At 50.8% G+C, this 13,562-nt stretch carries 14 protein-coding genes; 6 read left to right on the plus strand and 8 right to left on the minus strand.

Features of this window, described 5'->3' with window-relative positions:
- Positions 1–207: 207 nt before the first annotated feature.
- The 3 genes from ACCD07_RS17390 (at position 208) to ACCD07_RS17400 (ending at position 3,375) form a co-directional block, all read left to right on the plus strand.
- Positions 208–900 carry a hypothetical protein gene (locus tag ACCD07_RS17390; protein ID WP_413448074.1) on the plus strand — a complete coding sequence of 231 codons (693 nt, stop codon included), beginning with the start codon at positions 208–210 and terminating at the stop codon, positions 898–900.
- A gap of 457 nt (positions 901–1,357) precedes the next feature.
- A complete protein-coding gene (locus ACCD07_RS17395; protein ID WP_413448075.1) occupies positions 1,358–1,912 on the plus strand; it encodes a hypothetical protein in 555 nt (184 codons plus the stop codon).
- Positions 1,912–3,375, plus strand: a complete 1,464-nt coding sequence (locus ACCD07_RS17400) for a retron St85 family RNA-directed DNA polymerase (RefSeq protein WP_413448076.1) — start codon at positions 1,912–1,914, stop codon at positions 3,373–3,375. Before ACCD07_RS17395 ends, ACCD07_RS17400 begins: the two co-directional genes overlap by 1 nt.
- Positions 3,376–3,976: 601 nt before the next feature.
- Here the strand turns inward: ACCD07_RS17400 and ACCD07_RS17405 are convergent.
- Genes ACCD07_RS17405 through ACCD07_RS17430 form a run of 6 tightly spaced genes read right to left on the minus strand, consistent with a single transcriptional unit; the run spans position 3,977 to position 7,890 of the window.
- Positions 3,977–4,330 carry a hypothetical protein gene (locus tag ACCD07_RS17405; protein ID WP_413448077.1) on the minus strand — a complete coding sequence of 118 codons (354 nt, stop codon included), beginning with the start codon at positions 4,328–4,330 and terminating at the stop codon, positions 3,977–3,979.
- On the minus strand, positions 4,323–5,096 hold the full coding sequence (locus ACCD07_RS17410; RefSeq protein ID WP_413448078.1) for a toll/interleukin-1 receptor domain-containing protein: 774 nt from the start codon (positions 5,094–5,096) through the stop codon (positions 4,323–4,325). Before ACCD07_RS17410 ends, ACCD07_RS17405 begins: the two co-directional genes overlap by 8 nt.
- Before the next feature lie 34 nt (positions 5,097–5,130).
- A complete protein-coding gene (locus ACCD07_RS17415) occupies positions 5,131–6,045 on the minus strand; it encodes a TIR domain-containing protein (RefSeq protein ID WP_413448079.1) in 915 nt (304 codons plus the stop codon).
- Positions 6,046–6,093: 48 nt separating this feature from the next.
- Positions 6,094–6,534, minus strand: coding sequence for an HIT family protein (locus ACCD07_RS17420; RefSeq protein WP_413448080.1), 441 nt, complete (start codon positions 6,532–6,534; stop codon positions 6,094–6,096).
- Positions 6,531–7,379 (minus strand): macro domain-containing protein, encoded by an 849-nt coding sequence (locus ACCD07_RS17425; protein ID WP_413448081.1) that lies wholly within the window; start codon positions 7,377–7,379, stop codon positions 6,531–6,533. The genes ACCD07_RS17420 and ACCD07_RS17425 overlap by 4 nt, the downstream gene beginning before the upstream one ends.
- 1 nt (position 7,380) lies before the next feature.
- Positions 7,381–7,890 (minus strand): TIR domain-containing protein, encoded by a 510-nt coding sequence (locus tag ACCD07_RS17430; RefSeq protein ID WP_413448082.1) that lies wholly within the window; start codon positions 7,888–7,890, stop codon positions 7,381–7,383.
- 494 nt (positions 7,891–8,384) lie between these two features.
- Here ACCD07_RS17430 and ACCD07_RS17435 point away from each other — a divergent pair, with 494 nt between their 5' ends.
- Together ACCD07_RS17435 and ACCD07_RS17440 are read left to right on the plus strand one after the other, a co-directional pair.
- Positions 8,385–9,896 carry a carboxylesterase/lipase family protein gene (locus tag ACCD07_RS17435; RefSeq protein WP_413448083.1) on the plus strand — a complete coding sequence of 504 codons (1,512 nt, stop codon included), beginning with the start codon at positions 8,385–8,387 and terminating at the stop codon, positions 9,894–9,896.
- A 111-nt stretch (positions 9,897–10,007) separates the two neighbouring features.
- On the plus strand, positions 10,008–10,406 hold the full coding sequence (locus ACCD07_RS17440; RefSeq protein WP_413448084.1) for a VOC family protein: 399 nt from the start codon (positions 10,008–10,010) through the stop codon (positions 10,404–10,406).
- 20 nt (positions 10,407–10,426) lie between these two features.
- Here ACCD07_RS17440 and ACCD07_RS17445 read toward each other — a convergent pair whose 3' ends face one another.
- Positions 10,427–12,064 carry a methyl-accepting chemotaxis protein gene (locus ACCD07_RS17445; RefSeq protein WP_413448085.1) on the minus strand — a complete coding sequence of 546 codons (1,638 nt, stop codon included), beginning with the start codon at positions 12,062–12,064 and terminating at the stop codon, positions 10,427–10,429.
- A gap of 186 nt (positions 12,065–12,250) precedes the next feature.
- On the opposite strand from ACCD07_RS17445, the gene ACCD07_RS17450 reads away from it, so the two are divergent.
- On the plus strand, positions 12,251–12,550 hold the full coding sequence (locus ACCD07_RS17450) for a hypothetical protein (protein ID WP_413448086.1): 300 nt from the start codon (positions 12,251–12,253) through the stop codon (positions 12,548–12,550).
- Here the strand turns inward: ACCD07_RS17450 and ACCD07_RS17455 are convergent.
- Positions 12,547–13,464, minus strand: a complete 918-nt coding sequence (locus ACCD07_RS17455) for a cupin domain-containing protein (RefSeq protein ID WP_413448087.1) — start codon at positions 13,462–13,464, stop codon at positions 12,547–12,549. The genes ACCD07_RS17450 and ACCD07_RS17455 overlap by 4 nt on opposite strands.
- Positions 13,465–13,562: the final 98 nt, after the last annotated feature.

A 13,562-nucleotide genomic window follows, 5' to 3' on the forward strand; every position in this document is an offset into this window, starting at 1 on the left:
TAGGTGCTGTTATTTTTTTCGCTCCTCGGAGCTGAGAAGTTTGTGTCCGCGTTGTGCAATGTGGAGGAATTCGATGATGCGAATTAGCTGGAAGGCCTTATGGAACTTGATATTATCAAGCGAAATGCAGCGGCGGCAGTTAGTGCAGGATAGGCTCGCGCCGGTAAATGTGCTCCACTCGTCATGATTAATTTGGCCTGACCGCACATGCCATCGATCCAGATCACACCCAGGCGAATCGAGATCCTCTGCATGCTGACGCGGGCAGGGTTCGCCTCAACGCGTCACCTGGCGGAGTCGGGGCTCATCGGGAACGCGATGAGCTATAGCCAGTCGGCGTTCTTCAAGCCGATGCTCGACCAACAGCTGGTTGGTTCAATTGCGGTCGTATCCCTCTACGGAATCGGCAAGCGGGTCATGTACTACCTGACCCGGATGGGGGCGGAGCTCGTCGCAGAAGTCGACGGACTCGACATCGAAGACGTCCGGTATGCCCCGCTGCGGGGCGGCATCGCGAAAGCGGCGGACGGCACGAGCGAGGAAAGCCTCGTGCGCGCGGACTTTCCGCACAAGGAAGCCTATGTGTCCGTCCTGATCGCGCTGGAACGCCGCCTGGACCGGACCGACTACCAGGTCACTGTGTGCAAGCACTACTACCACAAGAAGCGCGGCGTTCCGACCTTCGAGCTCGGCGGCAAGCGCTTCCGGCTGAACGGGCTAATAAGGGTGAATTCCCATGTAGAGGGGACGCTGCAGTACGCTTTTGCCATCGAGGTCCACTGCCACAGCGACCGCAGGAAGACCGCGGAGCAGCTGCTCCACCACGCGCAAACCATCAGGGACGGGGACATGAGCCCGCACTTCGGCATGGACAACCCGCACTTCGTCCTGTCGGTCTAGGCGGCCGAAAACGTCGCCGCGATGCGCCAGGTCATCGAGACGCTGAAACAGGACCGTGTCATTTGGCCGTATTTCGAGCGCTTCTTCTTCGCTGAGCTGTCCGAGCTCACGACGGATTTATACGGCGCTTGCGGTTACTTCGGAGGCCAGAAGACACCGCTGCCGTCGCTCTCAGAGCGCGGGGCATGTCTGCGGTTCTCGATGCACTTTCGGTACGCCTGCTGGCGGCAGACCTGCGGCGTCTAGGCAGAACGGGATGCAAAGAAAGTTGCGAAGGCCGCAGCCAAACAGCCTGGAAAAATAGGCTAATGGGTTAGTGGTTTGCCCGATATTCATTGTGCTGACGTCAACAGGTAGGGGTTGTTTGTCCCCAGGCAATACAGCATAATTGGCTACTGATTGGGCGACCATCAGAAAAGACTCGAAACCGAAAAGTTCACGCAGGCATCTCTATACCATGATCGATAATCCATCAGTTGTGCGCTTCGGTGAAGCAATTACCGAACTTTTTTCGGATAATCGAATGGTCGTATTTCTGTGTGGCCCATCGTTAAAGATGGAAACACCTGGGGCTCAGTTACGTGAACGCCTAAAAAAAGCTTTAGAAGACCAAGATTTCGAGGTTGTGCTTGGTGAGGATGACGGTCTTGAGGATGTTCGCTTAACCGTGTCTAAAAGTTATGCTCATCTCAACGAATTAGCGTTTATAAAAAAAGAATGCGCTGCGATTGTTTTGGTTGCTGATAGCGTCGGTTCATTTTGCGAACTAGGATTATTTGCTCACGAACAAGCGGTTGGCGGTGCAAATAATAGAGATTTCGTTCTTTTAGTAAATAAAGATTATGAAAAAGATAGATCTTATTTTAGTGAAGGCCCCGCTAAAGCAATCGGAGATTTTGGAATGGTTCGATACGTAGATTTTGCGACAGCAGAAATAACAGATATCGTTTCGCGGTTGGAGCGTAGGCGATCGGTTTATTTTTACGATGGACGTGGAAGGCCTGCTAAATAATGGCTGTTCGATTAAATCCTCAAGCTTCTCTTTTATCTTTGGGGATTGTTCAACCTGCGAGCCCAGCTGAGGTGGCGCATTTCATTGAACAGTCTTTGCTGAAGGGGAAATCTAAAGTTGATCTGAACGAACTAACACTTTTGTTCGAACGTTGGAAAACAGATGGCCTTATTCAACGCGTACATTCCCGGGAAAATCTATATTCTTTGAGTGCAAGCGGAAACCATAGTCTGTCAAAAGAAATGCGCCATTTGCGCGACAGAACTAGACTTTTCTTGCTTAAAGATCTCCGTAATGGTAGCATTATCGAGCCAGAAGAAGCGAAATCAGAGTTGGCTGATGTTTCGTCAGCTAGTTTACATGACCTCGTTTCACAAGAAGAGCAGCGGCCAATAAGCGCGCTCACTCCTCTTCGCTCCACTCATCGTCGCGAGCCCGCTTATTGGCCGCTTCTCGGAAAGCAACTTCTCGTTGGCTCTACAATTCGCTCTTCTGGCACCCGATTCCGATTCGGTTCATTCCCTTCCCTTAAAGCTTGCCATGCCGCCCACAAAAATGGGGCGGATGGAACTGACTTCAACATATCTGATTTGGCGCTAGGTATTGGTATAAGCGCTAGGCTAGTGTCATCCTTCACCCACAATGCACGTAAGCACTATAGGGAATTTGAAATTCCTAAAAAGTCTGGTGGTGTGCGGAAAATTTGTGCGCCTCGGACGATGTTGAAAGTAGTTCAGTATTGGATATTGGACCATATCCTTTACAAATTGCCTGTTCATTCCGCTTGCTATTCCTTTAAGGAAGGAATATCAATTTATGATAATGCGGCTGTTCACTTAAAATCAAATTATGTTGCCAATTTTGACATTAAGGATTATTTCCCTTCTATAACAATCGAAATGCTAAAAGAATTTCTTCTTGCTAAGGAGTACGGTCAATATGCGAGTACTATCATTGCGCGTTTGACGACTTTTGAAGGAGTTTTACCCCAAGGAGCACCAACAAGCCCATTACTCTCTAATGCATTTTTATTCGGCTTTGATGAAGAGATTAGTGTGTATGTGGCAAAAAATGGGTTGCGATATACTAGGTATGCTGATGACATCACAATTAGTGGTGAGGATCGCGGTCAAATTCTTTCTGCAATTGAATTTGCTACTGATAAATTAAAAGATTTGAAATTTTCGCTTAATGAAAAGAAGACTAGAATTGCTGGAAAAGCATCGCGACAAGTAGTAACAGGTTTAGTTGTAAATCAAGTTGTCCAACCAACTCGCAGTTATCGCCGTCAGGTGCGTGCAATGTTTCATCATGCCTCAAAATATCCTGAAGAATTTCAGGCCCGAACCAAGCAACTAGGTGGGCATTTGGCATACTTAATGTCATTTGAAAACATTCGTGAAACAGCTGCCATTTCGAAATATAAGGGGATTCTTGTTTCGATAAGGAATCCTGCCCCCTAAGTTTCTTTCTAGTGGTTGGGGGGAGCTGGACAGCTCAAGATGGACACCAACTGGTCGCCTGGCGCAATGATTGGCTTGCCATGCTTCCACCGCCACCGTGATCGGCGACAGCTTCCGCTTGCACCGGTCATGCTGGCTACGCTTTCCGAAAAATGCAGTCTGAATAGTTTGCCTTTCTTCAACCCGGAATCGACACGGCTACCGTGGGCGTGGAAGACTTCTATTCCGAACGCACCGACTACCGGTGCCAAGACTGTACCGCTTATGTCTTGGCGGAGATAATGCCGTTGTTGGGGTGCGGACCTGATACGGCTTGCACTGCCCCGAAGCTGTCCAGTCGACTGCGCGCGTGGTTCGACGCGTGCCAGAGCTCGCGACGATACGAAACAGATTCACGAGCTTTCTTGGCTAGCTGTTCACTTAGCGGCGCGGCCAGGCTCACCAGCACCCGCAGTGCAGAATGGTTGGCACGCGGGAAGTGCAGCAAACCGCACATTTTGCTTTCAGGCCTGTGATGTGTGCAGTACGCCGGAACATTCCAGTTGCTTACGCACAGATTTTCCAGAAATATCCCACCCTTTGATTATAGAATCTCCATCAATCAATTTTTTACGGTGGGAATGGACGATGAAGATATGGGCCGAAGTTTAGCAGTTGACTGAGGGCTAAGCACAATTTTCCATACTCCGATTAGTAGTCCCAGAACATCAACAAATAGTGCGGCACCAGCGGCGGTAACGACATCTTTCGGAAAATCCGCGTTCTTGAACAGGATGTAGGCTGAAACAATCATGATTGCTCCCAAGAGAACAATTGAGGCAAAGCCCATAGATAAACGAAGGATAAACCAAAGATGTTCTTGTTTTTTTTGCTGGTCGAACGTTTCTCTCTCCTGACGTAGTTGCTCAGCAGCTCGTTCAACCATCACGGGGGTGAGGGAGGTTGCATTACTCATCAAGTCCTCCCTTTATGAGACGGCGCTCAAGGTCGGCCAAGAGAGACTCTAGACGTCGTTTCTCGGGCTCTTCCTTCCTCATATATAAATATGAACCGATCATTGCCGATGCTGCGCCGAGAAGCGTAGACAGTAGCCAGCCAAATTCTTCGAATCGGACATTTGCGAAGCTCGTGAGTAGAAAGATGATGACTCCGGTCATCGAAAACAAAGCAGCAATAGTGGTTAGAAAAAACAACTGGCGAGCCCGATGTTTTTCCAGTTCTTCTTGCTGAATTTTTTTCACGAGAAGAAACTGGCGTTCCAGCTCAATTTCGCGCTGACGTTGCATCAGATCAGTTTCTGGTGCTCCTTTTATTTCAATTTTTTTTAATGAAGATACGAGAGAAGAAATTTTTTCATCAAAGTCACTTTCCGATTCAGCAGAGCTTAGATCGAGACATACGTAATCGCTAAGGAAGAAAGGAGCTTGCACTTCTTTGTCAAGAATGATCGGAATTATTCTAGTCTGAAGTTCGGAATAACGATTACTAACGGCTATTCCCAATTCTCTATTAAACCAACTGCTTTCCAGGGCCTTCTTCGACAGAAAGAAAATTACAATATCTGCAGAATTTATTTCTTCTGACAATGCGGCAGAAAAAGAGGCTCCGAGTTGAAGGTCGGAGGCGTCGAAGAAAACGTCATAGCCTTCTGCTTCTAGGCGTTCGGCAAATTTTGCCACAATTAGGCTATCATCGCGAGCATAACTTAAAAATATTCGCATAATGCTATTCTATAAAATGTGCATCGAATTTAGACTATATTTGATAGTCCGCCGCTCGCAGCTCTTTTTTAAGCTGTTCTTGCCAAACATTGTTTGAGTCAAGAGAAATATAAACAACACCGCTGATATCATTTGGTGTCTCTATGCCATCTTTCACAACTGCGACTACTCGCGATCTTCCAAGCTTGCCGATGAGATAACCGTGTTCAAACACCACATTCTGTCTGGCACGATATGAAGACGTCATCCCACCTACTTTGTAGCCTATATCACAAGGTGTGTACAGAACGATTCCAAAGCCAACATTTGAATAATGTTCTATTTTTTCTATGATCGTCCGCCCAGAACTTGCTTGGAGGTGAAGGATTATTGGTTCTAAACCTAAACCTTTAACAAAGGCGGCCATTTCAAGTTTTGCGATGTCGTCGTGCCCGTGCACAATAAAAATTTGTTTTGCATTCAAAACACCTTGAGGCGTAGGTATTAATTGAGGATCTGGATAATTTGGCAATCGCTTCTTTTGCGATTCGTTAACCTGATCTGCTGTGATGCATCCTTTTTTTATTAAAATATCAAAAATAGGCTCGTCTTTTATAGCCCAGTGAGTGCGCGACAACTCCCATCGTCCTAAATCAATACTTCGCCGAATGCTTTCAATAGTCCCTCTGGGTAATGAAGGGAAAACTGAATCAATCTCAAATTCGATTACAACCGTCGACAACCTAGTCCTTATAGAGGTAATGTTGCCAATACGGGATTCAACAGCCTCATTTTCTATAACGAAAAGGGTCGGAAATCTCTTCAACTCCTCAATTGCGGTTGCATCTAACGACCTATAGCGCTCACTAATTTCATCAACGGTGTACTCAATTGCGACCCGGTCGCGATCGAATTCAGCCGGACTTGAATGCCATTCTCCAGGGTCCGATGAAATTAAAAGATTAAACATATTTAATAGCCCCGGTTGGCGCAGACAGAGTGTCGCCCGAAATGATTATTAAAAAAATTCGAGAATACGCGAAGCAATAGCTTCAGTTTCCTCAATGGAAATTTCTGGAACGAAACCGCGTTCCGTTCCTCCGGCCTCAAGGGTTCCGGCGATATGGAAATGTACATGAGAAATTGCCTGACCAGCAGGCACTCCGTTATTTTGCCAAACAGAAATTCCGGGCCTGCCATAAGCAAGATCAATGGCTTTCGCAACATTTCGAATAGTTATCAATAACTCCGCAGCTTCTTCATCTTTAATATCAAGTATGGACTCTACATGCCTGACGGGTAAAATCAAGACATGCCCCACACCACGTTGCTCACGAGTAACTAGTGCTGCGACTCTTTCATTCTTATATAAAATTGTATACTGTCGCTTCCCAGACAAATAGTCACAGAAAGCACAGCCATTATTTTTTGGAATTTCAATACTCGATTTTATTTTCATGATGGCCGTAGTGATGAAATAAATGATTGTATTTCAAGCCGATCAAGTTTTTGATAATCATCACTACGCACAATAATACGTAGTTCGTCGCATATTCTCTCTCGCCTTGACGCCATCATAAAAGACAATGCAATAAAGCGAATCGAATCTTGCGCTGGCATGACACTAGATAACCGTGCCTGTCCTCCACCGATCACAGGAATCGAAATCGTTGTTCCATTTCCGTGTACGGAGACTGAACTCCATAATGCCTGGAGGCTTTTCCATACGGTATCTGGGGTTGCTCTAGATTCATTAAGATCATTCATTTCACTATAAGCTGAAAAGAATAGCTTTCTCGGTCCATTTGTAACGACGGCGACCGTTCCAATATTGTATTTTGTATTTTTCCCCGCCTTCTGAATACTACCTATACTCTGATACCCGCGAAGAGCCTCATCTATGTGCTGATCAAGTAGGGCCAAGTTTCCTCCATATAGCCTATCCAAGACTTGTCCTTGCAAACTTTGTCGCGCGATGATATTCGGAGGTTCAGTATCAAATGTATCGGATGCGCCAATTACAATATGTCCCTTTTCTTCTAACAAATCGCCTTTTACAATGGTGATCTTTGTTTTGGGAGAACTGTACTCAGCCATAATTGGTCGAGGCCATGCAAGCAGGATTCCTACTACAAAGGATATTGCGATAACAGTCCAGAGAACGTTATTTCCTGTCCATGCGGTAGATGGAAAAACTGCATTATTGAATTGTATCAGCCCAGATAACCCACCTGCGACTGCAAATGCTTTGACTAGAAAATGGCGCCAAAAACGAGATGTTTTAAGGTCGTTAATTATTTCCATCTTATATACCAAGTGAGCTATAAACATTTTCTTTGTAAACTTGGCATCCTTTTTTAATCCCGTCTGCAAATTCTGCCGTGTACTTATCTAAGGCATGTTTTATTATTGCTGGCTGAAAAGAAACTGCTACCATATAATGATTTGCATCCAGCAGAGGTTGTGGAATCAGAGTTTTTTCGACATGTCGTGATCCACCAATATTTGCTATAACCACTGGCAAATTAAACTCAAGTATTAGTTCAATTTCATATCCCAAAAAAGTGTATGAGTCACCACCTTTTTTTCGTCCTTCGGTTGTACCGATTAGCACTATTTGTTTAGCATTCTTCATTCTTTCACGAAGATTTTTTTTTATCGTTTCACGTTGGCTGGTATCTCGTGAAATAAATAAATCATGAGCATCGTAGAAACTAAAGTCGATGTGCTCGTTCTCGCGCCAAGCTTCCATTAATCGGTAACAGTGAATATTTTCGCTAGCGAATGCAACATAAGTTTTGTTTTTATAGCTCATCGACTGCTCCTGGAAACATTAGTTGTCACAAGAGAATAGCACGGCAAATGGAAGTTTTGGTACTGCATATGGCAATTTTATTTTTTCTAACGCCTGTCACACCTCATGCGCGCAGCATTGAAGATTGATTGAACTTTTGCATACCGCGCTAGCCAAATGCAGGGTGATGGAAAATTGGATTTAATTAATCCGAAGAAAGTTTGGAACCGAACAGGCGAACATGAGCCTGCTTGAGGGACCAGTGAGGGACAAACCTGGTCCTGCGGGGCTTTTCCCATAGGGTATTCGATTCCGGCAAGCACCAGAACATCGCAGTAGGGGTAGTGCCAAGAAGTCTAAAAACCCGCTTCTCCTCTTGGAAGTGGGTTTTTTGTTACCTCTTCAAACCCAGGGGCCCTGACTGAGTTGTAGTGATCAGAATGCTGTTAGCATTTCCCTCGTTTGGATGCGTTGGTTCAAGCGCCGCCCAGACCAAGCTGCCAAAACCAGGAGAAATGATGACGATGAATTTTCGTGCGTGCGCCTTGCTCGCATTGTGCCTTGTAGCGCTTTCGGCCGGTCTTGGACATGCCGCCGAGCTAAGCCCGGTAAAAGTCACCGGCGGCGAAGTCGTCGGCTCGCGAGTGGGCTCGCTGACGACCTATCTCGGCATTCCCTTCGCCGCGCCCCCTGTCGGCAATCTGCGTTGGCGTGCGCCGCAACCCGTTGTGCCTTGGACCGGCGTCAAGGAGGCGCGCAGCTTCTCTGCTGCTTGCGCCCAGACCGCCGTGTGGATCACGATGCCCAAAAGCGAAGACTGCCTCTATCTCAACATCTGGGCGCCTGAAAAAGCCAAGAAACTTCCCGTCATCGTTTGGATTTATGGAGGCGGATATTACGGCGGCACCGCCGCGCAGCCAAGGTACGACGGCGCCAATCTGGCGAAGCGCGGCGCGATCATCGTCACGATCAACTATCGCCTCGGAATATGGGGCTTCTTTGCGCACCCGGAACTGACGGCGGAGTCGCCGGACCATGTCTCCGGCAACCAGGGCATCCTGGACCAGATCGCTGCCTTGCGCTGGGTGAAAAGCAATATCGCAGCCTTTGGCGGCGATGCCGACCGCGTGACGATCATGGGCGAGTCCGCCGGCGCTGGATCTGTTGCGATCCTGATCGCTTCGCCTCTGGCGAAAGGGTTGTTCCAGCGCGCCATCGCCGAGAGTGGCAGCGATATCTTCAACAGTCAGTACGACCGCAAGAGCGCCGAGGCAAAAGCGGAGGTATTCACCAAGACCGTGGGCGCGCACAATCTGGCGGAGCTGCGCGGCATGAGTGTCGAGGCCTTGCACAAGTCGGCATGGTCGCCGCGCGCGATTATCGACGGTTATGTATTGCGCGAAGACTTGCCCACGGCATACCGCAATCACCGTCAAAATGACGTCCCCTTGCTGGCGGGATGGAACGCGGAGGAGGGCAACGACCTGGCACCGGAAATCCTGGGCACCGGCGATTTCAAGGTGGCCAACCATCGCGAACTGATGGGGCAGATGCTGGGCTATTCGCCTTCCGATGCTTTGCTGGCGGCCTATCCCGCTTCCACCAATGCCGAGGCCCAGGCCTCAATGCTTCAATTCACCAGCGACTGGTGGGGCTGGCGCACGTGGTATTGGTCGGGACTTCAGGCGAAATACGGGCGATCCAAACCGTATGTCTATTTCTTTGCTCACCGGCCGGTGCAGCCGCTGACGCCTTGCGGTTATGGCTGTGGCGCAGGCCATGGCGCCGAGCTGCCGTACGTGTTCGACAATATCGATCAGGACCAGCGCCCGTGGAGTAAGGCGGACCGCCAATTGTCGACCAGACTTGCCGATACCTGGGTTAATTTCGCCCGCACGGGAAATCCGAACGGAAAAGGCTTGCCGGCCTGGCCGGCATTCGATGGATCGAATGCGTCCATCTTCCGCATCGGCGACCAGGACCGGCTGCCGGATTTCCCGTTATTTCAGCGGGCCGGCAAGGATTAGTCATCCGCGCGAGCGGAAAATATTTTTCGCAAGCGTGTCGATTTTGTCTGTCGTCACCCGTCGTAGGGATGAAGTACCGATTGCCCATTCCACCCTAACCAAGGAATCGCCATGAACAAACAGATCATCCTCAACCTGCCTGTGAAGAACCTGGACAAATCCAAGGCCTTCTTTTCCGCTCTCGGCTTTACCTTCGATCCCCGATTTAGCGGAGAGAAAGCGGCGTTCATGAACATCGTCGATGACACCATCCGGGCCATGCTGACGACCGAACCCTTCTTCCAGTCCCTGATCGACAAGCCCGTCGTCAATGCAAAGGAAGCGAATGAAGTCGTCATTTGCCTGACTTGCGAAAGCCGGGAAGAGGTGGACAGCCTGATCGCCAAGGCCCTTGCCGCTGGTGGCCGCATACCGCATCCGCCCGAGGACCATGGTTTTATGTATGACCAGGGCTTCGAGGATATCGATGGCCACCTGTGGAATCTGGTCTGGTCGGCGCCGGAAGCCTGATTATTCCTCGGGGCGCACGTCTAGCGGATTGCAGAGGAAAGCAAATGAATTTTCCGGCTGCTTTTGCGATCCGCATCCAGGTTCTTCACCGGCGCCGGCACAAGCTTGAACACACTGACCAGTTGTGCAAGATGCGTGGCTTGATTGCGCATCGATTCAGCGGTAGAGGCGGTTTCCTCCACAAGCGCGGCGTTTTGCTGCGTGACTTGATCCATCTGCGCGACGGCGGTATTGATTTGCTCAATGCCGGCAGTTTGTTCCCGGCCCGCTACCGTGATGTCACGCATGATATCGGTCACGCGTTTGACGCTCTCGACAATTTCCTGCATGGAGGCTCCGGCCTGATCGACGAGTCTGGTACCAATGTCGATTTTCTCGACCGACGTGTCTATCAGCGTCTTGACTTCCCTCGCCGCACTTGCCGAGCGTTGCGCCAGATTGCGCACCTCACCTGCGACGACGGCAAAGCCTCTTCCTTGCTCTCCGGCCCGAGCCGCCTCAACGGCGGCGTTCAACGCCAGGATATTGGTCTGGAACGCAATGCTGTCGATCACCCCGATGATGTCGACAATCTTCTTCGCAGACTCATTGATCGAGCCCATCGTCTCCACCACCTGCATCACGACGGTCCCACCCTTGCTGGCGATATCCGATGCCGATACCGCCAATTGATTGGCTTGACTGGCGTTATCCGCATTTTGTTTCACTGTACTTGTCAGCTCTTCCATGGAAGCAGCGGTTTCTTCAAGGGAGCTGGCTTGCGCTTCGGTACGGGCGGACAAGTCCGTCGTTCCGCTGGCAATCTGGCTTGACTCGGTGGCGATGGCTTCAGTGCCGGCGCGAACTTCGCTGACAATCTTGGCCAGGCTGTCATGCATGGATTTAATCGCAAACAGCAGGCTCGCCTTGTCAGCCGTTTCCAGGTCGATATGCACGGCAAGATCGCCTTGGGCGATTCTTGCTGCGATTTCCGCGGCATAACTGGGCTCGCCACCTAACTGCTCAAGCAGTCCGCGCGTGATCACCCACGCTAAAAAGGATCCTGCTGCGATGGCGAGCAGCACGGCGATAATCAGAAATCTCACCGCCAGAGCGTATTCGTGGTTCATTTCATTGATGGAATCCTGATCTTCCTTTTCCTGCAGATCGGTCATGCCCTGGACTGCCGCAAACCACTTTTCTTGCGGCCCCTGCAATGATAGATGCAAAAACTCCGTCGCCTCCTCGGCTTTTCCTCCATCAACCAGCGCAATAACGTTGCTGAAGAGTGGACGCGTTTCGCTACGGCCTGCCTTCATATCGGAAAATAACTGCACAGCTTTCCCATTATTTTCGCGCCGCACAATTTCGCCAAGGCGGTCGTAGGCATCGTCCATGTCTTTGCGGACATCGACGATGCGCTTCATCATTTGCTGTCTCGTGCCCGCATCCTTGTACAAGATGTAGCTGTAAATTGATCGCGCAACGATGTCCAGATCTTTGCGAATCTTATTGGCATACATTGTTTCGGCATTATTCTGGGTCGTAATAAGGTCCAGTCTGGCCTTGGTCGAACTCAAGGCTGACCAACCGATATAGGCGATACCCGCAAGGAAAAAAAGAATCACGCTAAATGCCAGGCTGAGGCGGACGGCGACCTTCAGATTTACCAATTTCATTTTTTTCACCTTAGACACAAAATTCATCACGAAAACCATGTCGAAACGACAGGGTTGCGAGATGAAGATTGCATCAAAGTATCCCGCGCTATAGGAGACTCAAAAAGGTGCTCATTTATTCCTGAGCTGCAAAATCCCGGTGGTGCGCTGATAAAATACAGAATCAAGCCGACACCGCGAGAGACCATGAACGACTACATCATCCTCATGCTTGACGATACCGCCCACCCTGATGCAGCCAGCAGCGCGCTGTGGGAAGCCTATATCACCGGCCTGCGGCGAAGCGGCCAGTTCGACGGCGGCAGTTCCATCGGCCAGGGGGCGCTGTACCGCAAAGGCGCCCCCACCGATTCCGCTAGCCTGGACGTCACCGGTTTCCTGCGCGTGCGTGCGACGAGCATCGACGATGCCGCGCGCTTCCTGGTCGGCAATCCGCATTACGAAGCCGGCGGTGGCGTGGAGATCCGCGAGCTGCCGCAGGATTAATTCGGCGGCTGCGCCGCCAGTTGCTCTCGCACGTAGCGCGCCGGTGGCAGTCCGACATGGCGGGTGAAGGCGACGCTGAACGCGCTGGCGGACCCGTAGCCGACGCGCTCGGCAACCTCGGCGATGCCGACCTCTTGCCGCTGCAGTAGGTTCTTCGCCAATGCCATGCGCCAGGCGAGCAGGTACTCCATCGGCGCGACGCCCAATGCGCGGCTGAAGCGCTCGAAGAACGTCGAGCGCGACAGGGCGGCCTCTTTCGCCAGTTGCGCGACGGTCCAGGGCTTGGTCATGTTTTCGTGGATGCGCCGTAGCGCGACGGCGAGGCGTTCGTCGGCAAGGCCGCGCAGCAAGCCCGGCGACGCGGCAGTTCCCGCTGCGGAGCGCAGCGCTTCGATCAACAGAACCTCCAGCAGCCGCGCCAGGATCACCTCGCGCGCGGGCCGGGCCGACCGCGATTCTTCTCCCACCAGCTGCACGATCGTGGCCAGCCGCTTCTCGCCGCGTACGTGCACCAGTTGCGGCAGCAGCGAAACCAGCAAGGCCGCATCGGGCGAGCCGAAGGTGCAGTGGCCCACCAGCAGCTGCGTGTCGGCCGGTATGTCCTGAGGGCCGTGCCTGAACTCGCCATCCGGCAGCAGGACAGGCGGGCTATCCAGATACTCCAATGCCGGCGGCTCCAGGCTGGTCATCGTGAATGCGTATGCCGACGGAACCAGGACAAAGTCGCCTTGCTGCAGCTGGATCGGCTCGTGACCAACGACTTCAAGCCGGGACGAGCCTTCAAGGATCACGCAGTAGAACGGCTGCCCGGACTCCGTGCGCCGCACCCGCCACGAACCTGCGGCGCTAACGACTTTCGAGAACCGGGCCTGCGGTTGCAGCAGCGTGACAACCTCGGCGAGCGGATCGATCATATCTGGACTATTGCTAATTAAAAGTGGACTCTTGATTGTAGCAAGTCCGGAGGCTGCGCACTATAGTTTGGCTACTGCAAACCACTCAACAGGAGTCG

The organism is Duganella sp. Dugasp56 (assembly GCF_047304105.1).
GTDB classification, from domain to species: Bacteria; Pseudomonadota; Gammaproteobacteria; order Burkholderiales; family Burkholderiaceae_D; genus Rugamonas; species Rugamonas hordei.

Bases quoted from the DNA above. Each gene is read 5' to 3' on its own strand.
- ACCD07_RS17390 (WP_413448074.1), top strand. From the start codon at position 208: ATGCCATCGATCCAGATCACACCCAGGCGAATCGAGATCCTCTGCATG.
- ACCD07_RS17410 (WP_413448078.1), bottom strand. From the start codon at position 5,096: ATGCGAATATTTTTAAGTTATGCTCGCGATGATAGCCTAATTGTGGCA.
- ACCD07_RS17425 (WP_413448081.1), bottom strand. From the start codon at position 7,379: ATGGAAATAATTAACGACCTTAAAACATCTCGTTTTTGGCGCCATTTT.
- ACCD07_RS17440 (WP_413448084.1), top strand. From the start codon at position 10,008: ATGAACAAACAGATCATCCTCAACCTGCCTGTGAAGAACCTGGACAAA.
- ACCD07_RS17405 (WP_413448077.1), bottom strand. From the start codon at position 4,330: ATGAGTAATGCAACCTCCCTCACCCCCGTGATGGTTGAACGAGCTGCT.
- ACCD07_RS17415 (WP_413448079.1), bottom strand. From the start codon at position 6,045: ATGTTTAATCTTTTAATTTCATCGGACCCTGGAGAATGGCATTCAAGT.
- ACCD07_RS17455 (WP_413448087.1), bottom strand. From the start codon at position 13,464: ATGATCGATCCGCTCGCCGAGGTTGTCACGCTGCTGCAACCGCAGGCC.
- ACCD07_RS17400 (WP_413448076.1), top strand. From the start codon at position 1,912: ATGGCTGTTCGATTAAATCCTCAAGCTTCTCTTTTATCTTTGGGGATT.
- ACCD07_RS17395 (WP_413448075.1), top strand. From the start codon at position 1,358: ATGATCGATAATCCATCAGTTGTGCGCTTCGGTGAAGCAATTACCGAA.
- ACCD07_RS17420 (WP_413448080.1), bottom strand. From the start codon at position 6,534: ATGAAAATAAAATCGAGTATTGAAATTCCAAAAAATAATGGCTGTGCT.
- ACCD07_RS17430 (WP_413448082.1), bottom strand. From the start codon at position 7,890: ATGAGCTATAAAAACAAAACTTATGTTGCATTCGCTAGCGAAAATATT.
- ACCD07_RS17435 (WP_413448083.1), top strand. From the start codon at position 8,385: ATGATGACGATGAATTTTCGTGCGTGCGCCTTGCTCGCATTGTGCCTT.
- ACCD07_RS17445 (WP_413448085.1), bottom strand. From the start codon at position 12,064: ATGAAATTGGTAAATCTGAAGGTCGCCGTCCGCCTCAGCCTGGCATTT.
- ACCD07_RS17450 (WP_413448086.1), top strand. From the start codon at position 12,251: ATGAACGACTACATCATCCTCATGCTTGACGATACCGCCCACCCTGAT.